This is a genomic window from Gordonia sp. NB41Y (assembly GCF_030718915.1).
In the GTDB taxonomy this organism is placed as follows: Bacteria; Actinomycetota; Actinomycetes; order Mycobacteriales; family Mycobacteriaceae; genus Gordonia; species Gordonia desulfuricans.
Genome location: NZ_CP132196.1, coordinates 47752 through 70401 on the forward strand (window position 1 = coordinate 47752; position 22650 = coordinate 70401).

Annotated in this window: 17 protein-coding genes and 1 other annotated feature; of the genes, 8 read left to right on the forward strand and 9 right to left on the reverse strand. The window is 64.9% G+C overall.

Annotated elements, in window-relative coordinates; all coding sequences use genetic code 11:
• Positions 1-316 precede the first annotated feature (316 nt).
• A protein-coding gene (locus Q9K23_RS00235) for an IS3 family transposase (RefSeq protein WP_305950335.1) occupies positions 317-1584 on the reverse strand; the annotation gives its coding sequence in 2 pieces (ribosomal slippage) (positions 317-1311 and positions 1311-1584; 1269 coding nt in all).
• Positions 1181-1315: a sequence feature (AL1L pseudoknot), on the reverse strand. It overlaps the preceding gene by 135 nt.
• A gap of 145 nt (positions 1585-1729) precedes the next feature.
• On the opposite strand from Q9K23_RS00235, the gene Q9K23_RS00240 reads away from it, so the two are divergent.
• Positions 1730-3460: an HNH endonuclease signature motif containing protein gene (locus Q9K23_RS00240; RefSeq protein WP_305950336.1), complete on the forward strand. Its 1731-nt coding sequence runs from the start codon at positions 1730-1732 to the stop codon at positions 3458-3460.
• A gap of 702 nt (positions 3461-4162) precedes the next feature.
• Here the strand turns inward: Q9K23_RS00240 and Q9K23_RS00245 are convergent.
• Together Q9K23_RS00245 and Q9K23_RS00250 are read right to left on the reverse strand one after the other, a co-directional pair.
• Complete coding sequence (locus Q9K23_RS00245; RefSeq protein WP_053776821.1) at positions 4163-5239, reverse strand: SHOCT domain-containing protein; 1077 nt, start codon at positions 5237-5239, stop codon at positions 4163-4165.
• A gap of 59 nt (positions 5240-5298) precedes the next feature.
• Positions 5299-6948 carry an SHOCT domain-containing protein gene (locus Q9K23_RS00250; RefSeq protein WP_305950337.1) on the reverse strand — a complete coding sequence of 550 codons (1650 nt, stop codon included), beginning with the start codon at positions 6946-6948 and terminating at the stop codon, positions 5299-5301.
• A 103-nt stretch (positions 6949-7051) separates the two neighbouring features.
• Between Q9K23_RS00250 and Q9K23_RS00255 the strand changes: the two genes are divergently transcribed.
• Entirely contained in the window at positions 7052-9061 is a 2010-nt protein-coding gene (locus tag Q9K23_RS00255) for a hypothetical protein (protein WP_152972674.1), read from the forward strand.
• Positions 9062-9087: 26 nt separating this feature from the next.
• Complete coding sequence (locus Q9K23_RS00260; protein ID WP_152972673.1) at positions 9088-9516, forward strand: GNAT family N-acetyltransferase; 429 nt, start codon at positions 9088-9090, stop codon at positions 9514-9516.
• Between the two features lie 33 nt (positions 9517-9549).
• Here Q9K23_RS00260 and Q9K23_RS00265 read toward each other — a convergent pair whose 3' ends face one another.
• Positions 9550-11064, reverse strand: coding sequence for an MFS transporter (locus Q9K23_RS00265; RefSeq protein WP_020789461.1), 1515 nt, complete (start codon positions 11062-11064; stop codon positions 9550-9552).
• A 113-nt stretch (positions 11065-11177) separates the two neighbouring features.
• Here Q9K23_RS00265 and Q9K23_RS00270 point away from each other — a divergent pair, with 113 nt between their 5' ends.
• Positions 11178-11828 carry a TetR/AcrR family transcriptional regulator gene (locus tag Q9K23_RS00270; protein ID WP_053776817.1) on the forward strand — a complete coding sequence of 217 codons (651 nt, stop codon included), beginning with the start codon at positions 11178-11180 and terminating at the stop codon, positions 11826-11828.
• A gap of 101 nt (positions 11829-11929) precedes the next feature.
• On the opposite strand, the gene Q9K23_RS00275 is transcribed toward Q9K23_RS00270, so the two are convergent.
• The 4 genes from Q9K23_RS00275 to Q9K23_RS00290 form a co-directional block, all read right to left on the reverse strand.
• Positions 11930-13072 carry an acetyl-CoA C-acyltransferase gene (locus Q9K23_RS00275; protein ID WP_053776816.1) on the reverse strand — a complete coding sequence of 381 codons (1143 nt, stop codon included), beginning with the start codon at positions 13070-13072 and terminating at the stop codon, positions 11930-11932.
• An 88-nt stretch (positions 13073-13160) separates the two neighbouring features.
• Positions 13161-13820: a TetR/AcrR family transcriptional regulator gene (locus tag Q9K23_RS00280; protein ID WP_020792504.1), complete on the reverse strand. Its 660-nt coding sequence runs from the start codon at positions 13818-13820 to the stop codon at positions 13161-13163.
• 195 nt (positions 13821-14015) lie between these two features.
• Positions 14016-14795, reverse strand: a complete 780-nt coding sequence (locus Q9K23_RS00285) for an acyl-ACP thioesterase domain-containing protein (protein ID WP_020792508.1) — start codon at positions 14793-14795, stop codon at positions 14016-14018.
• A 588-nt stretch (positions 14796-15383) separates the two neighbouring features.
• Positions 15384-15944, reverse strand: a complete 561-nt coding sequence (locus Q9K23_RS00290; protein WP_053776815.1) for an XRE family transcriptional regulator — start codon at positions 15942-15944, stop codon at positions 15384-15386.
• A 208-nt stretch (positions 15945-16152) separates the two neighbouring features.
• Here Q9K23_RS00290 and Q9K23_RS00295 point away from each other — a divergent pair, with 208 nt between their 5' ends.
• The 3 genes from Q9K23_RS00295 to Q9K23_RS00305 are packed head-to-tail and all read left to right on the forward strand — an operon-like array spanning position 16153 to position 19311.
• Complete coding sequence (locus Q9K23_RS00295; protein ID WP_152972681.1) at positions 16153-17505, forward strand: nucleobase:cation symporter-2 family protein; 1353 nt, start codon at positions 16153-16155, stop codon at positions 17503-17505.
• Positions 17492-18562 (forward strand): 2-oxoglutarate and iron-dependent oxygenase domain-containing protein, encoded by a 1071-nt coding sequence (locus Q9K23_RS00300; RefSeq protein WP_020790357.1) that lies wholly within the window; start codon positions 17492-17494, stop codon positions 18560-18562. The genes Q9K23_RS00295 and Q9K23_RS00300 overlap by 14 nt, the downstream gene beginning before the upstream one ends.
• Positions 18559-19311, forward strand: coding sequence for an alpha/beta hydrolase (locus Q9K23_RS00305; RefSeq protein ID WP_020790361.1), 753 nt, complete (start codon positions 18559-18561; stop codon positions 19309-19311). The genes Q9K23_RS00300 and Q9K23_RS00305 overlap by 4 nt, the downstream gene beginning before the upstream one ends.
• Here Q9K23_RS00305 and Q9K23_RS00310 read toward each other — a convergent pair.
• Complete coding sequence (locus Q9K23_RS00310) at positions 19268-20923, reverse strand: PucR family transcriptional regulator (protein WP_053776814.1); 1656 nt, start codon at positions 20921-20923, stop codon at positions 19268-19270. The genes Q9K23_RS00305 and Q9K23_RS00310 overlap by 44 nt on opposite strands.
• A 128-nt stretch (positions 20924-21051) precedes the next feature.
• Between Q9K23_RS00310 and Q9K23_RS00315 the strand changes: the two genes are divergently transcribed.
• Positions 21052-22581 carry a CoA-acylating methylmalonate-semialdehyde dehydrogenase gene (locus tag Q9K23_RS00315; RefSeq protein ID WP_082365804.1) on the forward strand — a complete coding sequence of 510 codons (1530 nt, stop codon included), beginning with the start codon at positions 21052-21054 and terminating at the stop codon, positions 22579-22581.
• Positions 22582-22650: the final 69 nt, after the last annotated feature.

Genomic DNA, 22650 nt, shown 5'->3' on the forward strand with positions numbered 1-22650 from the left:
CGACCACTTCGTAGTGGTCGCGTTTCCGACGTCGGCTGTCTGAGGTTTCGACACGTCTCGTCGCTACGCTCGTCATCGGCTCAACCACCAACCGCTACTTGCTGATTGGCTGATTGAGCCGGGACCCCATTTGATGATTGAGCCGGGACCGAGCGGAGCGAGGACCCGTGTCGAAATCTCCGCAGGCCACCTCGAGTGGCGACCACATCCAACAACACAACCACCCACTGGGCGTAACAGATCGAGCAGAACCCAACTCGCAAAACTCCCGCAACAAGCTGAAGCACCCCAGGTTTCGTGCCACCTCGTTGGTGGGCTACCTGCTGGTAGTGACCCCAGCATAGTAGGCAGCCTCGTACTCGTTGGGCGGGACCAAGCCGATCGACCCGTGCAGCCGAGTCGAGTTGAACCAGTCGACGTAACCCAGGGTCGCGTATTCGACGTCCGAGAGGTCCTTGTAGGGCCCAGCGTGGAACACCGTGGTCTGGATGCACTCGGTCTTGTACAGGCCGTTCGTCGACTCGATCAGCGCATTGTCGTAGGCGTCGCCCACCGATCCGATCGACGCGGTGATCGATTCCAGATCAAGCGTGCCCGTCAGGGCCGACGACGTATATTGCGAACCCGCATCACTGTGATGGATCAACTCGCCCGCCACCACCGGCCGACCTTCCCACTCCCGCTCCGAGAGCGCCATCCGAAGCGGAATCATCACCAGCTCAACCGTTTTCGACGTAGACGCATGCCACGCCACGATCTTGCGGGAATACACATCGAGGATCAACGCGACATACACCCAACCCCGCCAGGTCCGCACATAGGTGAAATCGGTGACCCACACCCGGTTCGGGGCCGGCGCGGTGAACTCCCGGTTCAACAAGTCACCAGCCCGTTTCCCACCCGCTGCAGGGATCGTCGTCCGAATCTTCGTACAACGACGAATACCGTTGAGTTCCAACACCTTCATCGCCCGATCAACCGATCCGACAGACACCCCCGGCAGGCACGTCCGGTGCAGCAGAGCACGCATCTTCTCACGCCCGTACAGCCCTTCGGGCGTCAGCCGACGCCGCCCACGATCATCGGTCCGCCAAGCGATATCACGAATCCTGTCCACCGTCACCGCATCGGAATGGGTGCGTCCGGCAGGCCGACGCGACCGCCAGGCCCGATAGGTGCGTGCGGCGATCTGACAGCCCTGCTCAGACAGGACTCGGCAGATCGACTCGACCGCAACACCTTTGGTACGCATCTCATCAATGAAGCTGATGATCATCGATTGCGGGGGTCGAGTTCCCCCACGAAGAAAGACGTCGCCGCTTTCAACACCTCGACGTCCTCACGCAACCGCTTGTTCTCGGCCTTCAAACGCTTCAGCTCGGCGAGCTCGGTACTGCTGGCCCCGGGCCTCCGGCCCCCATCGACCTCGGCCTGCACCGCCCACCGGCGCACCGTCTCTTTACTCACTCCGAGTTTCTTCGCGATCGCTGCAGCTGCTGCCGTCGTCGACGAGTACTCCCCGCCATGCTCGGCCAACATCCGTAACGCACGAGCCTTGACCTCGGGATCAATGTTCTTCGGCATGTGCTCATCCTTCCTGACTCAAAAGGAAGCGGCACGAAACCCCGGGGGATTCAAGCTCCGAAAACCCTACACCCCAAACCCATTGCACACACCATCGAACACCTGTATCATAGAAGGATCTTCACGCGACAGGGGGTGAGCGTCGATGACCAACGACACCGGTACAACCGATCCCCAATCGCGTGTGTCACAAGCAGTCGCCCTGATCACGCAAGGGTTGGATCTACTCGCTACCGCCGACCTCACCACCAGTGATGCCGACACCCTGATCACCGTCGCGAAAACCACCGAAAAATCGTTGAACCGGTTGACCTTCCAAAGTGACCGGGTGATCACCGAAATCAACCACCGAGACATCCACCGCGACCGCGGCTACCGCACCATCTTCGCATTCATGGACACCGAACTCCACGCCTCCAACTGCAAAGCCCGTTTGGAACGGATGGACCGCGTCCAACCCGAACGATCGTTGACCGGCGAACCCACCCAACCCGAATACCCCGAACTCGCGAAAGTATTCGCCTCCGGCGACGCCGGCACCACCCACATCGACATCGCCCTGTCCTGGCTCAAGAAAATCCCCCTCGCCGCCGCCTACGACGAGAAGATCGCCGCCGAACGCACCCTCGCCCGACACGCCACCGAATTCGGGGCATCCGCACTCGGCACCTGCGGCTCCCGCATCATCGCCCACATCGACCCCGACGGCGAGTTGATCGAGAAGAAAGACCGGGATCGTCGACGCGGAATCACCCTCGGCAAACAAGGCGCCGACGGCATGTCCAAACTGACCGGCTACGTCGACCCCATCCTGCGCGCCCGACTCGAAACACTCTTCGCCGCCTGGGGCAAACACGGCGTCAACAACCCCGACACACCGAACGGCCTGAACGGGGACAGTCGCACCGCCGAGATCGTCGACCCCAACGGTTTGGAGGGTGCGGCGGTCAAAGACATGCGTACCCAACCCCAACGCAACCATGATGCGGTCAACGCCCTGCTGACTGCCGTGCTCGCCGACGGGATGCTCGGCAAAACCAACATGGGTGTGCCGATCCAGCTGATCGTCAAAACCGATGTCAACGACCTGATCCGCGAAGCCGGATACGCCATCACCGCGACCGGAACCCTCATCCCCATGCCAGACCTGGTGGATCTTGCCGCCGACGCCCAAATGTATTTGTCGGTGTTCAAAAACCACACCGCCATCCCCCTCTACTTCGGGCAAGCGAAACGGATAGCCACCAAACATCAACGATTGATGTTGTTTTCCGCCCCCGACGGCCATCACTGTTCGGCACCCGGATGCGATCGGGCCGCGGCACACGTCGAAATCCATCACGCGGTCAACGACTTCGCCGACGGCGGCCGCACCGACATCATCGAGTTGGCACCGGCCTGTCCCACCCATCACCGGATGGTCGGTGATCAACCCGGCCAGTACACCACCGGGAAAATCAGGTCGGGTCCGGATGAGGGCCGCACCTGGTGGCAACGCAATGCGAAACCCGGCCAACCCCAGAACGAGAAACAGGTGAACCGGTTGCCGGATGTCGGGCAACAGTATGTGGAACACCTGGCACAAGTCCGTGCCGAAATCCACGGCACCGAAACCACCACCACCACCACCGAGGCCGGCCAGTCCGCCACGGTGACTCTCGACAGCACCACCGACGACGGGTTCGTCATGATCGACGACGATGCCCTGGTGATCAAGGTGTTCGACCCACCCATCCACATCGAACCGCCCATCGACATCACCCCGAACCCCGACCCGACAGACACACAGATGAGACTCCCCATCCGGGAAGTCATCACCCCCGTCGGGCCGATCGAAACCCGCCTGGTCGAGATCCTGGAAGGGATGGGGCTCTGAGCTGTCGGAGCGCTGTCTGCGTTCGTGGTGGCTACGTTCCGAGTTCGGCCGTCTGAGGTTTCGACTCGCCTCGTCGCTGCGCTCCTCGTCGGCTCAACCACCGTGCAGCACTGGGTGATCGAGCAAGAAGTCTCAACGATGATTGAGCCGGGCCCCATTGCTGATTGAGCCGGGACCGAGCGGAGCGAGGACCCGTGTCGAAATCTCCGCAGCATGCGCCGGGAGGTGACCACCTCGACCTCCGAGGTGGTCGCGTTGGCGAGCTCGGCTGTCTGAGGTTTCGACACGCCTCGTCGCTACGCTCCTCATCGGCTCAACCACCAACTGGCGGTGGCTGATTGAGATTGTGTGTTCATGGTGTCGTCGCTCCGCCCCTCATCGGCTCAACCATCCTGCGGCACTGGGTGATCAAGCAAGAAGCCATAGCGCTGAGTGAGCCATCGACTGCGGCTTGATGATTGAGCCGGGACCGAGCATCGCGAGGACCCGAGTCGAAATCTCCGCAGCATGCGCCGAGTGGTGACCACCTCCGAGATGGTCACGTTGGCGAGCTTGGCGACGCACACGTGTGAGCGCTTGTGTCGATGGACACCAACGACCAGCATGGAAGATGCCTTCCTGTCGAAGGGACTGGTGACACTCGGGCGTCGGCCGATAGGCCGTGACCATCCCCCGGCAGTTGTCCGGGACAGTCAGGCCGGACTACGACAACTTGGCAATTGTCGCGGCCTTGGCCGACTTGAACTCGTCGGCATCGAGCAGACCACGTTGATACAGGTCGGCCAGCATGGCCAGTTCTCCGGCAAGTCCTCCGACTGCATCGGGGTCGGGATCTTCGTCGACGTCCGAACCGGCAGGAATTGAATCAGGCTGCCGCGACTCCACGACGGCGGCTGTGGCAGCCGGTGGATCGTCGTCGCCACTGCGAAGGCGGTGAATCGCGCGCTTGATGAAGTCGACTGATTGTGGATCGAACGTTCCGAAGTTGAGTTGACCGCCGTCGGTCGTCACGCAGAGGCTCAGCAGGCCGGCCCTGATCGGGAAGTCGACGGACCGGATGTCGTCGGCCACCACCTCCAGCAAGACACGTTCTTCTGTCGTCTTGCCCATATGTGCGAAGCCGATGATGCGTCTGTTCGTGAATGCGGTGCCTGTCGTCGTCGGTTTGTATCGGGTCACGCGCACCAGCTCGCGAATCGACTCTCCGGGGGGCAGGTCTGGGGCGATTGCCGCACACCAGTTCTGGGCGTCTGCTTGTGTCAGTCCCGGACTTTGAAGCGGTGGCGTCGACCGACTCATCGTGTCGGTAGGAGTAGTCGGTTTGACGAAGCTCAGTTTTGATGACCGTGGGCCGGAAGCCGGTGCGGTCGGGGTGGGGGCCTCACCTACCACTGAACTGATCGACGGTGCGGTGAAACGTCGGAGCTGTTCGATGTGTTTCCTGGCCACCTTCATGTCATCGGGGTGGCTCACTATACCGAAATCGATCTCGCCCTCGACGGTCTCGATGATCAGGTGGTCGATGCCCGTTGTGGGAGTGATCCGTACGCCGGTGATCTGCTCGCCTTCTGCACAGATGGGCACCTGCTTGCGTGAATCGAGCGCGTAGGGCTGAACACCCAGGACCCGATGGGTCGTGATCGCAGTCATGAGGGTGACGGGTTGGGAACTGATCACGGACACGAGCGCCAGAACTTCTTCACCGTCGAGCATGTCGGCGGCCAGCTTCTCGCACACGCTGTCGGCGACAAAGGAGGCGATCACCGGACTCAATTCCACTGCAGCACGTCCTTCATCCTGTCACGCCGTCGGACATCATCGCCACTGACCGGAGACGGTCACGACATCCGCGCTATCAGCGCGCCCTTGGCCGCCTTGAACTCGTCGTCGTCCAGGATTCCTCGTTGGTGCATGTCTGCGAGCTTCGCGAGTTCGTCTGCCAGCCCGGTCACAGGAGCAGGGCCCGCGGGCTGCACGGAATCTGATGCGTGGTGGACGATGACTTGTGTCCGCTTCGATGCCGCGATCTTCTGTTGCAGCTCATTCAGCATCGGTTGGGCCTCGCGGTAGGTCACCTTGATGAGGGGTAAGCAGTTCGACAGAGTTCTTGGGTCGTCAGATGCGCTGTTGCGGGACTTGCCCGAGGATCGCCAGTAGTCGTGATTGGCCGTCCCCTGGTAACTCGGTGTCAGCACTTCGAGGACACCGTTCATGAAGCCGCTGTTGTACTCGATGTTGGTGATGTCAGAGTACAGAAATATCGTTTCTCGACTGCCTCCCAAAGAAGCGCTCATGAACCCCTTCTTCGAGATCAGCAAGCGGTCCTCGAAGGCAACCAGCCGACCCTCCATTCCGCTGTTGATGACGAACCACGGCAATTCTTCTGGGCGTGAGTGGCGACTGATGTCGTCCCACCATTTGTCTTTCATTGCCGTACCGAAGACCGGGATGGCATCCCGCTGGCGCAACCACGTGTTCCGGACCCCAGCCGCGGCGACAGCCTCCTGCCTCTGCTGCATGGCCGCTTGCTGCGCGACTGGATCGATGCCGTTGTGCCACAGATACTCGGCGTAGTGCCGCGCAAAATCGACTTCGTTGGCGTCGAACGATCCGAAGTCGACCTCGCCGGCGTCGGTCTGTATCCGGAAGTGCGGAAGACCTCCCTTGGTGGAGAAGTCCAGTCCACGAATCTGATCACCTGCCACCTCGAGCAGAATGCGCTTGTCGGTGGTCTGGCCGAAGTGGGTGAAACCGATGATGCGCGCGTTCGTTATCGCAGTGGCGACCGTGGCCGGTTTGAACCTCGCGGCATTCACGAAGGCCCAGATACTCTCACCGGCGTAGAGATCTGGCGTGATCGCCTGAGTCCACTTGGCGGCCTTCTTCTCCTTGATCTTCGGGCTCAGCGCGGGCACTGACGAGGACGGGGGGCCATCGACGTCAGCGGGCGTTGATGGCTCTGCCAGTACGTGCGCAGGCTCAGCGATGGAGACAGGGCCTGTCGGGTCCTCCTGTTTGACAAATGTGAGCTTCGTCGAGCCCGGGCCCGTTGGTGACATCACGACAGGAGGTTCTTCGGTCGCCGACCCGACCTCGGTAGGAATCGCCGTGTGGGCGTCGGTAGTTGTGTTCCGAAGGTATTCGACGTAGTACCTGGCGAAATCGATATCGGCTGGATCGATCTCACCGAAATCTGTCTGTCCGTCCTCGGTGAGGACGGTCATGTGCGTCTTGTCGCCGATCGAGGGGAACTCGATGCTGCGGATTCGATCACCGGGCACTTCTGTCGGGAGTCGTTTGGACGCTCGGACACTTGGGTAGAAGCCCGCTATGCGGGAATTCGTGATCACGGTCGCGATGGTTGCCGGTCGAGTGTCCGAGGCACTCACAAAGGCCCAGATGATCTCGCCTACGGCCAATTCGTGGGCGATAGCCTTGCACCAGACCTCGACGTCTTTCCCGACGAACTTGGGACTCACTTCGACCACGTTCCACACCTTCACTTCATCCCGGCAGCCTTGACATCATCACACACCCGAAGGGGATGTCGTTCGGTCGATTGATAGCGTGACCTCGGGAGGCGAGCGCACCGTGAACACTGACATTCCCGAATTCGGCACCACGTCCTACCAGGGATACGGCGCTCGCTTCGACGTCGACGCAACGACGATCACCAAGGTCAATCGAGCGGTCGTCGGTGCGGTGTTCGGTGCCGGGGACCGGGTCCCGCTCAGTCAGGTGCTGGGCTACCACTTCAAACCTGCGACACGTCTGGCGAACGGTTTCCTCCAGCTCGCGGTGGCCGGGGTTCCCGCAGGCAAGGCCGAACCCGGGGACGCGCACACCGTGGTCTTCACCCGCCGGATGCAGCCGCGGTTCGAGCAACTGCGTGACTGGTTGAAGGAAGTCGCCGAGGTCAATCGGGCCGCGACGTCGGGTCCGGCAGTTCGTCCGGAGCCTCCGCACAATCCTGTCCTGGACGTGCGTGATCTGGAGATCGCCGGTGAAAGTCATCACCGGGATTCCTTCTCACAGTTGTTCGCCCGCGCCGACAAGCCGCTCGGCGGGGTCATCTGGCGCGATGCAGAACTGGTCGCCGAGCCCTGGAATCCACACGACACGAATGCTGTCGCCGTGTATATCGACATGCTGTCTGTCGGCTACGTCCCAGCCGAGGTGTCCCCCGCAATCCAGGCCACAGTCCTGCAACTCATGGAACGCGGCCAGCGAGCAACCGTCGAGGCGCGGATCTGGGCGATCTATGAGCACGGAACGTGGTCGGCGCGGGTGACCCTCGAACCCGCTGGCGATCGCGAACCGGAGTGGCGCTACGTCGATCGGCCCACATGGCCGGGTCGCATCAGCCCCGACGGGACCGAACGGCTCAGCGATGCGGCGGTTCTGCGACGACTGGACGAAGCCGCCGACGCCGCACTCGTCGACGGCCGCGAATTCACCTCACTACGAACCGATATCGCCCAGGCCCGCGCCGACGGCGACACCGACCGCGCGCTGGTGTTGTTACATGCGTGCATCGACGCCGCCGAACGCAGTGCCGCGATACTGGTGTCACGCCCGGCGACGTGGCCGACCGAGCAGGCCGCGATCATCTATCGGTCACGCAAACAGTACGACGACGAGGTCATGATCCTCGAACGCTTCCTGCGTGACGATCCGGAACACCTGGGCACCAAAGGATTACGCGACCGATTGGAACGGGCACGTGAGCTCGCCGGAACCGTACGCGCAACGCCGGAACCCGCGGCGCCGGTCCGTCACGAGATCATCGACCCCGGCGACAGCTACCTCACCGCACTGCGCCCAGCGGACGAGATCGTGCTTCCCCGAGCCGCCGAACTGTCCTACGAAAAGGACCACATCGAGGCCATCGACACCATCCTCGACGACGCGAACATCCCTCGCGGGCGAGCCCACCACACCACCGCCATCGTCCGAGAACTCGACCATGGCCCCCAGGGTTGGGGGCCGCTCGCGGTCTACGTGGACCGCCGACTCGTCGGGTACGTGAGTGCATTGGAGGCGGAGATGGTGCGGGAGGTCATCCGGCATCCCCAGCATCACGGCCACGACTGCGCCGTACGGTGCCGGATCTTCGTTCCCGCCGGCACCAGGGCGCCGGCCCGGATCATCCTCGGGCCATACGAACAGGCCTATGACGCCGAAGACGAAACCGAATCGTCGGCTCGCGCGCGAATGCATGCCGCAGAGCTGGCGGACACCCGGCGCACCCGTCTGGCAGCCGGAGGATCGACCGCGGAGGATCAGCGTCGTCGGCTCGTGCGCGGTAGGGACTTCGTCGAATGGGCCGAGGAGGTCAAACAACTCAAACGGGCCCAGCACAACGGCGAGGCACTCCGACTCGTACTCGAATGTGTCGACGCCGCGGAGCGGGATGCACGATTCCACGGGTACTCCCCTGCCCCCTGGTACACCGAGCAGGCGGCGATCCTGTATCGCAAGGCAGGCGATATCGGTGCCGAGATCGCCATCCTGGAACGGTACCTTCGTGCCTGTCGACCTGATCAGATCGATACCGACATGGCCGAACGGCTGGTGAAGGCGCAGGCCCTGGCGCCCTGACCCGCGCTCTGGTGCACCGGCCCGGAATGCCGCGGACCGCAACGACGTTGCGCGGGGGCGAGAGTGTCGAATCCATTCGAGATGCGCCGCGACGGTGCAGCCCGAGAACCGAGGAGAAGCCCGTGACCGACCAGAACACCGACGACGTCATCGCCGTCACCCGCAACGACGCCGAAGGGCGGTTCGAGATCACGGTGAACGGTGAGCTCGCCGGATTCACCGTGTTCATCGATCGCGGCGTGCAACGGATCTTCCCGCACACCGTCGTCGAGGAGAAGTTCGGCGGGCGAGGCCTTGCCACCACCCTGATCCACAATGCCCTCGCCGAGACCCGAAGCGCCGGACTCCGTGTTGTGCCGGTGTGCCCGGCAGTCGCACGGTATGTGTCGAAGCATCCCGAGGTCACCGACATCGTCGATCCGGTGACCCCGGAGATCCTTCGGTCCCTGGGCTGACGGCCGGTACCCACCCCGATCGGTGGGTGCCGATCAGTGGGCGATCACCACGGTTTCGGCGTCGATCTTCGGCGGCTTCGCCGGGTAGAGCAGCGCTGCGATGACGGCGCCCACCGCGAAGAAGCCTGCCGACCACCAGAATGCGGTGTGGTAGCTCGCGAGCTGGGTGCCGTGTTCGAGGGCGAGCAGGGCCTCCGGTGTGGCGGTCGGGCCGGGCTGGTGCGCGGTGACATAGTCGGCCGCGGCGGTCGCCGCGAAGCTCGACAGCAGTGAGATACCCATCGATCCGCCGACCTGCTGGGCGGTGTTGACCGTGGCGGAGGCGACTCCGGCGTCCTCGGCGGCCACTCCGCTCGTCGCGAAGCCCATCGCTGTGGCGAACACCGACCCGAGGCCGATGCCGAACATCAGCAGACCGGGCAACACACCGGTCGCGTACGAACTGTCGACGTCGATGGTGGTGAGGAACAGCATCGCGCATGCCGACAACGCCAGACCCACGCCGACAAGGATTTTCGGGCTGACCTTCTGGGTCACGTTGCCGACCACCGCTGCGGTGAGTGCCAATGCGGCCACCATCGGCAGGAATGCGACACCGGTCGCCACCGGGCTGTATCCCAGGGTGCCCTGCAGGTAGTAGGTCAGGAACAAGAAGACGCCGAACATACCGATCGCGGCGATGAACATCACGATGTAGGAGGTGCCGCGCACCCGGTCGAGGACGACGCGCAGTGGCAGCAACGGGTGGACCACCTTGGTCTCGATCACCACGAACGCCGCCAGCAGTACCGCACCGACGACGATGAAGGTGATGGTCCAGGTGTCCGACCACCCGTTGACCTCGGAGTTGGCCAGCCCGTAGACCAGCGCGAACAAACCGAAGGTCGCGGTGACGGTGCCTGGCCAGTCGAGTGAGCCGGCCGCGTCGTCGGGCTTGTGGGCGGGAATCAGTTTGACCGCGGCGACCAGCGCGATCACCGCGAAGATGACGTTGACGTACAGGCACCAGTTCCACGAGATGTACTCGGTGAGGACACCACCGAGCAGCAGGCCGATGGCTCCACCGGCACCGGAGATCGCACCGTAGATGCCGAAGGCACGCCCGCGCTCACCGCTGTGCGAGAAGGTGACGGTGAGCAGTGACAACGCGGCGGGTGCGAGGAGTGCGCCGAAGACGCCCTGCAGGGCGCGGGCGATGACCAGCACCTCGAAGGTCGGGCTCCACCCGCCCAGGGCCGAGGCCGCGGCGAAGCCGACGAGGCCGATGATGAATGCCTGTTTGCGTCCGAACTGGTCGTTGATGCGGCCGCCGAGCAGGAGCAGACCGCCGAAGGCCAGGGAGTAGGCGGTGACCACCCACTGGCGAAGGTCGTCGTCGAATCCCAGATCGGCTTGGGCGGCAGGCAAGGCGATGTTCACGATCGTGGCGTCGAGCACCACCATGAGCTGGGCGATGGCGAGCACGACGAGAATCCACCAGCGATGTGGATGGGGCTCGACGGTGGGTGGACTCGTGCTCGGCGGGGTGGGTTGGGTGTCGGTGGACACGGGGGCGGCTCCCTCGGATAACCAAACGGAATCAAGTGTTCCGTTTCTGACCGGGCAAGCATAACCGAGCAAACGGAATCTGTCATTCCGTTTGCTCGCGGTAGGGTTCTCGCATGGCATCGGAGACCAACGAATCGGGACCGCGGCTACGCAGCGATGCCGCACGCAACGTCGAACGGATCACGGTGGCGGCATCGGGAGCATTCGCCGAGCACGGCCTCGAGGTGACGATGGCCGACGTGGCCGAACGTGCAGGAGTCGGTGTGGGAACGGTCTATCGGCGCTTCGGGGACAAGGCCGGTCTCGTCGACGCACTGTTCACGAGTCAGGTGGATGCGGTGGTCATGTCGATGGATGCGGTGTCGCGGGCCGAGGATCCGGCGACGTCGTTCGTCGACCACCTGGCAGAGCTGTGTGCTCAACTCGCCGAGAACAAGGGGCTCCGGCAGATCGTGCTCCAGGAGGTCCGGTCTCCGGGCGCGGCACAATCGGCGGCACTCGAACGGATCATCCCGGCATCGGATGTGATGGTGGACAGGCTCAAGGAACTCGGCTGGATGCGCCAGAGTTTCCACGGCGCCGACGTCCCGCTGATCCTCGCGGCGGTCGGGGCCGCCCGCGAACTCGGCGGTGCCGCACACCCCGCACTCTGGCGCCGAACGCTGCGGCTGATGGTCGACGGCATGCGTCAGGACAGCCGGATTCCTGCCGACATCGCCGACGTCCCGGAACCCGCTGCGCCGCAGCCACAGACAGGGATATGACGAGAATCGGTTGCCTCACCTGACCGCGCGGACGACGACGGGGCCGGTGAGTTCGGTTGTACCGAATCCACCGGCCCCGCAGTCGATCTCGGCCCCGTAGGTCAGAGGAGTTCGAGGATGGTGGCGTTGGCCTGGCCGCCACCCTCACACATCGTCTGCAGTCCGTAGCGAATGTTGTTGGCACGCATGTGATGCAGCATGGTGGTCATCAGGCGGGCACCCGAACCGCCGAGCGGATGGCCCAGCGCGATGGCGCCACCGCGGGGGTTCACCTTCGCCAGATCGACACCGAACTCGGCCTGCCAGGCCAGCACGACGGGCGCGAATGCCTCGTTGACCTCGAACACGCCGATGTCGTCGATGCTCAGACCCGACTTGGCGAGGGCCTTGTGCGTGGCCGGGATGGGTCCGGTCAGCATCGGCATCGGCGCCGACCCGGCGACGACCGCGGTATGGACACGCGCCAGCGGGGTGAGTCCGGCCTTCGCGGCGGCCTCGGAGGTCATCATGAGCAGGCCGGCCGAACCGTCCGAGATCTGCGACGAGTTGGCAGCGGTGACACGTCCGTCCTCACGGAACACCGGACGCAGCTTCGCCAGTCCGTCCACGGTGCCACCCCGGCGGATGCCTTCGTCGACCGACACGGTCTCGCCCTTGACGTCGATGGGAGCGATCTCGTCGGCGAACAGCCCGCCGTCGCTGGCCGCCGCGGCCCGCTCATGGGAGATGAGCGCGAACTCGTCGAGCTGCTGGCGGGACAGCTTCCAGTCGTCGGCGATCATCTCCGCACCGATGCCCTGATTCGGGAACTCATCTCCGTAGCGCTCGATGTACCGCTCCCCCAGCGGATTTCCCGACCCGACGGCCGAGCCCATGGGAACCCGCGACATGCTCTCCACGCCGCCGACGACCACAGCGTCGTAGTGGCCGGCGACGAGGCTCGCCGCACCGAAGCTCACCGCCTGCTGCGACGATCCGCACTGGCGGTCGACGGTGGTGCCGGGCACCGACTCGGGCCACCCGGCCGAGAGGACCGAGGTACGTGCGATGTCGAAGGTCTGGTCGCCGACCTGGTTCACACAACCCCAGATCACGTCGTCGACGATCGCCGGATCGATACCGGTACGGCTGACGATGCTGTCGAGGATGTGTGCGGACAGATCGGCCGGGTGCACGGTCGACAGTCCCCCGTTTCGTTTGCCGAGCGGGGTGCGGACGGCGGCGACGATCACTGCGTCGGTCATGGTTCTCCTTGATTGTCGGGTGTGACTGGTCATCCGGCGCATCGAGATGCGTCGGTGAGTGCGGAAAAATGGTGTGGTTGTGGGTTGTTCAGGGTTGTCGGAGGATTCCCGACGCCCAGATCTCGGCAAGGGTGCGTGCGGCCTCTCGGGGTGTCACGGCGGTGACGACGCCATCCCGGAGTGCGTAGCGCTGGAAGGCGTAGAACTCGGTCATGCCGCAGATCATCTCGGCGGCCACCTCGACGTTGACGCCGGCACGCAGCCGGTCGGACTCGACGCCGCGCCGCAGGACGTGGGCGAACCGGGAATAGAAGGCCTGCCGGGCGCGGGCCCAGAGTGCCGACACCTCGGGATCGGTCTGGCCGAGCTCGGCCAACAACCCGAACAGTGCGCGGTGCGACTCGTAGAACGTGAAATACAGTTCGGTGGAACGCATCACGGCATCCATCGGATCGGTGTCGTCCCAGGGCACGCGAATGAACTCGAAGGCCTCGTCGGTGAGGTCCTGGAGCAGGACCAGCATGATCTCGCGACGGTCGGTGAAGTAGCGGTAGAACGCCCCTCCGGACAGGCCGGCTTCTTTGGTGATGTCGGTGATCCGGACACCGGCGTACCCGCGCTCTGCGAACAGGGTGGTCGCGGCGGCGAGGAGCCGATCCCGGGTGTCACGTCCCTTGGGGGTCGGCGGATCGGGGGTCACCGGCGGCCGCGGGGCCTCGATGGTGGCGCGTGCAGCAGCGTCGGTCATCGGCCCTCCTCGACAGTCGTTGATGGTCGGCGGTCACACCTTGATGCCCGGCGTGGCGTTCGTCGCAACCATAACGGAGCCTCATATTTTTGTAAATGTGGCGCCACTTTTGTGGAGGGCGTGCGTCGTCGTAGAACGGCAAGGCCCTGCAGCGGTCGCTGCAGGGCCTGGGGAATCAGCGCAACGGCGCCGTGGTCACAACGCGGTGATGGTCACCGTGGTGCACAGAACCTGATCGGAGAAGATCCACAGCGAGACGCCGTGGTCGGTGGTCGCCGACCGGATGGTGACGTGATCGATGATCGGTACCGGCTTGAGATACTCGATGACAGCTCGGTGCGGGCGGGGCAAGAGGTCGCGGTGATCGGTCAACTGTGACTCGACCGCATGCCAGTAGGCGGCGTTGTTCATGTGCTCGAACATGTCGAAGTCGGCGGCGCGCAGCGGAAACAATGCGGTTGCCGCATCGTCGGGCACGTCGGTGGGGTTCATCGAATGCCAGCGCAGACGGGTCTCGGTCACGCCCGAGTTCAGGTCTTCGAGCATGTCGTCGGTGATACGTGCCGGTCGGCCGTCCCTGGTGACGTTGATGCAGAAGCTCTCGGTTTCGATGTGTCCGTTCGGCCGAACGTCGGGGTTGAACGGTGTCTGGGCGGGTGTTCCGGTGATCCGTTGCCGCATGTCGACCCACCGCGTCGACGACGCCGAACACCAGCGCGTGATGTCGACATCGCCCGGCCAGGTGATCGGCTCGATGACGTCGATGATGTTGCGTCGCAGGATCCAGAACGGGTTGGTCGCGCCGAACGGCGACTGGTCGATCATGTCCATCGCGATGTCCTGCAGATAGCGGGCCACTCCGGCGAGGGTGACGGTCATCGTCGGATCGCAGTCGTCGATGCGGACCCGGTAGGTGACGTCGAAGGGATGGGCTGTCGGCGAGATGTCGGGAAGGCCGGACGTCAACGATGTCATCGCGCCGAGGGTAGCAGCGTGAGTTGCGCACGCATTTGTCGGCTGCGCGGCCAACTCCCACATGCGCGGTAGATCTACCGCGCATGTGGGAGTTGCGTGGGGAACTATCGGCGTCGTCAGGAGGTGACAAGACCGCAGTACAGCGACCGCGTCGTTGAACCAACACGTGGGACGATACTGCGCGGCAGCGCGAATGATCAGCACGGCGATCGCGGATCTCGGATACAACAGCGCGACGATCCGGAACTTCTACTATGAGTCGGGCTGCATGAATGCACCGAGCGTGACCCATGAGGGCCCGACGTCCTGACCGTACCCGGGCGCCCGGTCGACGGGATTGGGTGCCCGGTCAACGGAAAGTAGCGCCCGGTCAACGGGATTGGGTGCCCGGTCAACGGAGAGTAGCGCCCGGTCAACGGGATTGGGCGCCCGGTCAACGGGATTGGGCGCCCGATCGACGGAAAGTAGCGCCCGGTCAACGGGATTGGGTGCCCGGTCAACGGAGAGTAGCGCCCGGTCAACGGGATTGGGCGCCCGATCAACGGAAAGTAGCGCCCGGTCAACGGGATTCGACGGCCGGGCCCGGGGTCAGAAACTCGGCGGGGTGCTGACGAAGAGGAACCGTACCTCGTCGTCGGTGTCGTTGAACCATTGATGCGACAGGGTTGCCGGGAAGTGGACGGTGTCTCCCGGTTCCAGGAGGTGATCGACGCCGTCGATGTTCATGCGCACCGTGCCGGAGATGACGTAGACGAACTCCTCCCCCGCATGCGTCGTGGCTGCCTCGGCTCCGCTGTGTGCTCCGGCGGTCACCTCGTTGCAGTCGAGTGATCGTGTCCCGGACAGGCAGAATCGGACGATGGCCGACGGCCCCAGGTTGTACCGCCGGGCATCGGTGGACCGAATGACGGTGGTGGGCTGACGGCTCCCCTGCTCGAGCAGGGCATGCGCGGTGGTTCCCAACGTCTGGGCGATCTTGTGCAGGTTGATGACGCTGGGCGCCGTGTTGCCGTTCTCGACCTGACTCAGGAACGGCTGGGACAGGTCGGCTCGCCTGGCCACCTCGGCCATCGTCATCCCGGCTGCCTTCCGGGCACTCCGGATCGACGCACCCAATGTGCGTGCGAGCATCGCTTGGTCGTCATCCACGCTTGCAACGTAGCAGTCTCGGCCGACGACGGTTTGTGCTGGCCATCGAGGCCGTAACCGGGTCGTCATAGGCGAAATCCAGTCGTAACTCCATTGACTCGGATTATGAAATATTGCTTTGGAGAATATTCCGTGTTCCTACGACATGGAGTGTCCCATGACCGCTATCTCCGACTCGCCGGCACGTCCGGAGGTCCACCCGGTCGACATGCGTCCACCGATCCCTCGACTCGTCGTCTTCGGCATCCAGCATGTGCTGATCATGTACACCGGCTGCGTCAGCGTCCCGCTGATCTTCGGTGCCGCAGTCGGCCTGGACGCCACCGACATCGCCATCCTGATCTCCGCCGACCTCCTGATCTCCGGCGTGATCACCCTCGTCCAGAGCCTCGGCATCGGTCGCGCGGTGGGTGTGCGACTACCGATCATCTGTGGCGGGACGTTCGCCTCGCTCACCCCGATGATCCTCATCGCCCACGAGTACGGCATGCCCGCCGTCTACGGCTCGATGCTCATCGGTGGGATCGTCGGCATCCCACTCGCATGGCTGTTCGCCGGCTTGCTCAAGTTCTTCCCGCCACTGGTCACCGGCGCGGTGCTGACCGTCGTCGGACTGTCGCTCATCGGTGTCGCCGGTGGCCTGATCGTCGGCAGTGACCCCGAGTCCGCCGACTACGCCTCGCCCGGCAACATCGGCCTCGCCGTGCTGATCATGGCAATCGCGGTCGGGATCCTCTGCCTCGGCCGTGGTATGTGGCGACAACTCGGCGTGCTCCTGGCGCTCGTCGTCGGTACCGCGATCGCGATCCCGATGGGCATGTACAACCTCGACGCCGTCGGCGACGCCGCGTGGATCGGTATTCCGCATCCATTCCACTTCGGAGCTCCGGAATTCCCGGTGACGGCGGTCGTCGCGATGTCGATCGTGATGGTCGTGGTGTTCGCCGAATCCACCGCGAGCATCCTCGCCCTGAGCGAGATCACCGGAAAGGACGTCAGCAGAGGCGATCTGGCGCGCGGGCTCACCGGCGACAGCATCTCCGGCATCCTCGGCGCCATCTTCAACGCTTTCATCGACACCGTGTACACGAACAACGTCGGCGCCGTCGCCACGACCAGGGTGTTCAGCCGATATGTGACCGCGACGAGCGGCGTGATCCTGATCGCGCTCGGTCTGGTCCCCAAGCTCGGCGCCTTCGTCGCCGGTGTACCCGGTCCGGTGATCGGCGGGGTCGGCCTGATCATGTTCGCCGTCGTCGCGATCGTCGGCGTCGACACCTTGCGGTCGGTCGATCTCGGCGACCCGATCAACATGACCATCGCCTCGGTGGCCGTCGGAATCGGTATGCTGCCCACCTTCATCCCGGGCATGTTCACCAAGTTCCCGGACTCCGCCCAGATCGTCCTCGGCAGCGGGATCACGCTCGCCGCCATCACCGCCTTCCTGCTCAACCTCGTCCTCAACCACACCCGACTCGGCGAACATGCACGCGATGCCCTGTCGCACAACCCTGCCGACCCAAACCAGCTCTCGATCGGAGAAAATGATGTCGCACACTGATACCACGACCACGACCGCCTTCGACGTTCCCGTCGTCGACATCAGCGCCTACACCGCCGGTGGCAGTGCGGCCGATCGCGCCGAAGCCGCTCGACAGATGGACACCGCCTGTTCCACTGTGGGATTCGTACAGATCCTCGGACACGGTGTCCCTGACCAGGTGATCGCCGACCTGGCCGACGCGGTCGACGACTTCTTCGCACAGTCGCTGGACGAGAAGAAGGGCCACCGTGCTCCGGGAAACCGCGGCTACACCCCACCCAAGAGCGAATCCCTCAGTCTGAGCCTCGGTCTGGAATCGGCCAGCAGAATGAACGACTTCTTCGAGGCATTCAACGTCGGTGCAGAGGCGCGCTGGTACCCCGAACTCGACCTGTCCGAGGACGACTACGGAATCAACGTCTGGCCGGCCATCCCCGACTTCCGGTCGCGTATCGAGGCCTACTACGAGCATGCGGCCCGCGTGGCACGCACACTGACCTCCGTGTTCGCCGACGCACTGGACCTGCCGAGCGACTACTTCGAGTATCTGACCGACCACTCGGTGGACGTGCTACGGATGAACAACTATGCCCTGCCGGAAGGGACCGTCACCCTCGACGGCGACCTCACCGGCATGGGTGAGCACACCGACTTCGGTCTGGTGACCGTGTTGTGGGCCGACCAGGTCGCGGGCCTGCAGGTGCTGGGCAGCGACGGCATCTGGCACGACGTACAGCCGATCGACGGTGCCCTCCTGATCAACCTCGGTGACCTCACCGCGCGCCTGACCAACGACCGGTGGACCTCGACCCTGCACCGGGTGAAGCCGCCGATCGTGGACGGGACGATCAGACGCCGGCGCTCGGTCGCGTTCTTCCATGACGGCAACATCGATGCCACCATCGCCACCCTGCCCAGCCATCTCGACGCTGACGACGGACTGGCCTACGAGCCCATCCTCGTCCGGGACCACATCTCCGCCAAACTCGCCGGATCGCGTCAGGGCAAGGCGAACACGGCCGCGGTGCGCGAGGCGAGTCGCGTGCTCGCCGCAGCGAAGGGCGGTGTGGCGTGACCGGACCCGCCGTCGTCCTGATCCACGGTGCGTGGGCCGGGAGCTGGGTGTGGAACCCGCTCCTGCAACCGATCACCGACGCGGGCATGCGACCGATCCCGGTGACCCTGCCCGGGGTGGGCGAGACCCTCGACGAACCCGCCGAACTCGACGATGTCGTCGCCGCGGTGATCGGACAGATCCCCGACGTCGAGGGGCCGGTGGTGATCGTCGGTCATTCCGGCGGCGGCGTGGTCGCCACGAATGTCGCCGAGGCGCTCGCCGAACGCGTCGCGGGTGTGGTCTATGTGGCAGGCATGATGCTGCCCTCCGGTGGGTCGTTCGTCGACGCCTGTGATCGCGCCGGACTCACAGCGCCCGTGGGGATCTCGCGCTACCTGGAGTACAGCGCCGACGGTGCGCTGTCGACGGTACCGGCGGAGGCCGCCGCGACGATCTTCTTCCACGAGGCCGCACCCGACGACGCAGTGGCCGCAGCGCGAAAGATGGTGCCGCAACGCGAGTCGGCCCGCCTCATCTCCCCCACCTGGACCCCGGAACGATTCGGCCGGCTACCCCGGTGCTACATCGAGGCCACACTGGACCGGTCGGTGCCGATCCAGGCGCAGCGGCAGATGCAGGATCTGGTTCCGGGAGCCACGCAGGTCACCCTGGACAGCGACCACGCGCCACAGCTGTCGGCGACGGCCGCGGTGGCATCGGCCATCATCGACTTCGTGGTGGCGGTGACGCCGCAGCCGGTCCGATAGTGCGCTCACCGTCGGCGCGGGCGGCACGACCGACGTCGTAGATCATCGTCGCCACCGACAGCGACAACAGCGATTCCGGATCGGAGAGATCCACCTCGAGGATGTCCTCGACGGCACGCAGACGCTTGTAGAGCGCCGGTCTGCTGATGTGCATCCGCTGCGCGACGGCGGCCTTGTTCCCGTTGAGTTGCAGATGGTTTCGCAGCAGGTCGAGGTGCTCGGGGGCCTCGGTGAGGATGCGGCGCAGCTCGGATTCGGCGAAGGCCTGCACGCGCGGATCGTCTTTCAGGACCGCGACGAGACCACGCAGCCGGGTGTCGGACGCCCGGTAGAAGGGCCGGCGGCGCCCGGACATGGCGCCGGCCACCTCGGCGACGTGGGCGGCGTCGGCGAGGGCACGGATCGCCGGTACCAGCCCACCGTCGGGTTCGCCGACGGCCACCGTGCACCGGGTGTCCCCGGCCGTGCGTGCGACCGCCTCGTGCAGGTGGTCGGCGAGCGAGGTCAGCGTCGACTCCGGGTCCTGGCCGCGCGCCGGTCGCAGGGCGACGACGGCGTGGATGTCGCCGGGGGGTCGCACGGTGAACAAGCCGGTGTGTCCGCCCGAACGCACCGTGTGTGAGACCGCGTCGAGAAGCTGGGCGGATCTGCGTTGGGCCGCAAGCGGATCGCCGTCCGGGGCGGTGGAGTCCACCCGGATCACCACCGGCCAGTACCGTCGTGCACGCGCGAGTCCGAGGGCGTGCGCGCGGGCTGCGATCTCGGACTCGGTGGTGACCCGCCGGTCGACGACGTCGTCGATCAGGCTGCTCTGGGCGCGTTGATGCAGGCTCGTCCGGTCACGTTCGATCATCCGGTTGAGGGCCAGTGCGACACCGGCACGTTCGAGTACGCGGACCGTCCGATCGCGCTGGATCGGGTTGCGCGGCACGATCACCCGACCCCACGTCTCCCCCCGCGGTCCGACCGTCGACCACACCCAGGGTTCGGTGCCGGCACGCCCATCGGTGTTCCGTCGGGAGCGCCGCTCCCAGTCGTCGAGGGTGATCGCGGTGTCGGCGTGGGGTGCGATCGAGGAGGTGAGCACCTGATGCGACAGATCCTCGAGGACGACGGGCTCATCGAGCATCCGGGCCGCCGCGGCCACGATCTCGACGACCGATGCGCGATTCATGCTCAGCTCGGTGAAGGTCTCGTGGACCAGGCGATCGAAGGCGACCGCCTCGTACTGTTCGGCCACCAGCCGTCGATGGACCGCCTCGGTGACGTCGACGAACCGCACCGAGCGCCGCAGCACGATCAAGGCCAGGTCGGCATCGCGCGCGAGGCGGGTCACCGCGCCGGGGAGGGTGGGAACCGATGCGCCGAGCTCGACGACCACGCCCACCGCGCCGGAGCTCGACAGCCCCTGGAGATATCGCTGCGGCCAATTCGCCAGTGAGGCACCGGTGGTGAGGATCAGTTCACCACCGGTGAGCAGGCCCGACAGATCGGGGACGTCGCCCACGTGAACCCAGCGGATGACGTCGTCGAGGCGCCGATCGCTGAGCACGACCGGATCCCCGCGCTGCAACTCCGGGAGACCGAGAACGTCGCGCACCGTGATGGTCATTGACAGAGTGTAAAGCTGCTGGGCGTATCACGTACATCATGTCACCCCTACCGTGACGATGTGGGACCGAGACTGGAACAGACACGCCGGGTCGGTGCGACCAGGTGGCCGCTTCGACCAGAGAGGTCCTGATGACAACCGTCTCCCATTGGGTCAACAACAAGGTGTTCCCGGGTGCGTCGGATACGACTGCACCGGTGACGAATCCGGCGACCGGCGTGGTGACCGCACGGGTCGCGCTGGCCGACGTCGCCGATGCGCATGCGGTGATCGATGCCGCATCCGCGGCCTTCCCGGCCTGGCGGGACACATCACTGGCCAAGCGCACCGAGATCCTCTTCCGTTTCCGGGAACTGCTCAACGCCCGCAAAGGCGAGTTGGCCGAGATCATCACCGCCGAGCACGGCAAGGTGGTCTCCGATGCACTCGGCGAGGTGACCCGTGGTCAGGAGGTCGTCGAATTCGCCTGCGGTATCCCGCATCTGCTGAAGGGCGGGTTCACCGAGAACGCATCGACCAAGATCGACGTGCACTCGGTGTGCCAGCCGGTGGGCCCGGTCGGCATCATCTCGCCGTTCAACTTCCCGGCCATGGTCCCGATGTGGTTCTTCCCCATCGCGATCGCCGCCGGCAACACCGTGGTCCTCAAACCGTCGGAGAAGGATCCGTCGGCCTCGCTGTGGCTCGCGGAACTGTGGCACGAGGCGGGCCTTCCGGATGGGGTCTTCAACGTCCTGCAGGGTGACAAGACCGCCGTGGACGAACTGCTCACCCACCCCGCGATCAAGGCGATCAGCTTTGTCGGATCCACCCCGATCGCCCAGTACGTGTACGCCACCGGCACGGCCGCGGGCAAGCGTGTGCAGGCGTTGGGCGGGGCGAAGAACCACGCCATCGTGCTGCCGGACGCCGACCTCGACGTCGCCGCCGATGCGATGGTCAATGCCGGCTTCGGTTCCGCCGGTGAGCGCTGCGTGGCGATCTCGGTGTGCGTGGCCGTCGGCGACATCGCCGACGATCTGGTCGCGCGGATCGCCGAGCGTGCCGGTGCCATCCGCACCGGCGACGGCACCCGCGACACCGACATGGGCCCCTTGGTGACCCGGGTGCATCGGGACAAGGTGGCCTCCTATGTCGATGCAGGGGAAGCCGATGGTGCCGCCATCGTCCTCGACGGTCGGACGGTGCAGCCCGACGGCGATGCCGGCGGGTTCTGGTTGGGGCCCACCCTGATCGACCACGTCGGCACCGACATGAGCATCTACACCGACGAGATCTTCGGCCCCGTCCTGAACGTGGTGCGCGTGGATTCCTACGACGAGGCCCTGGCACTGGTCAACCGCAACCCGTTCGGCAACGGCACCGCGATCTTCACCGCGAACGGTGCGGCCGCGCGCCGGTTCCAGAACGAGGTGGAGGTGGGCATGGTCGGCATCAACGTGCCCATCCCGGTTCCGATGGCCTACTACAGCTTCGGCGGATGGAAGGCGTCGCTGTTCGGCGACAGCCACGCCCACGGCACCGAGGGTGTGCACTTCTTCACCCGGACCAAGGCGATCACCACCCGCTGGATCGAGACCGACGTCTTCCTCGCCCGTACCGATCGGGCCGCGTCGGCCACCCCCGAGATCGATCTCGGCTTTCCCCAGAACGCGTGAGGAGCAACACCGTGAGCATCATCGACGAGAGTCCCGCCCCCGACCTGAACGCACCCAAGCTGAATGCCA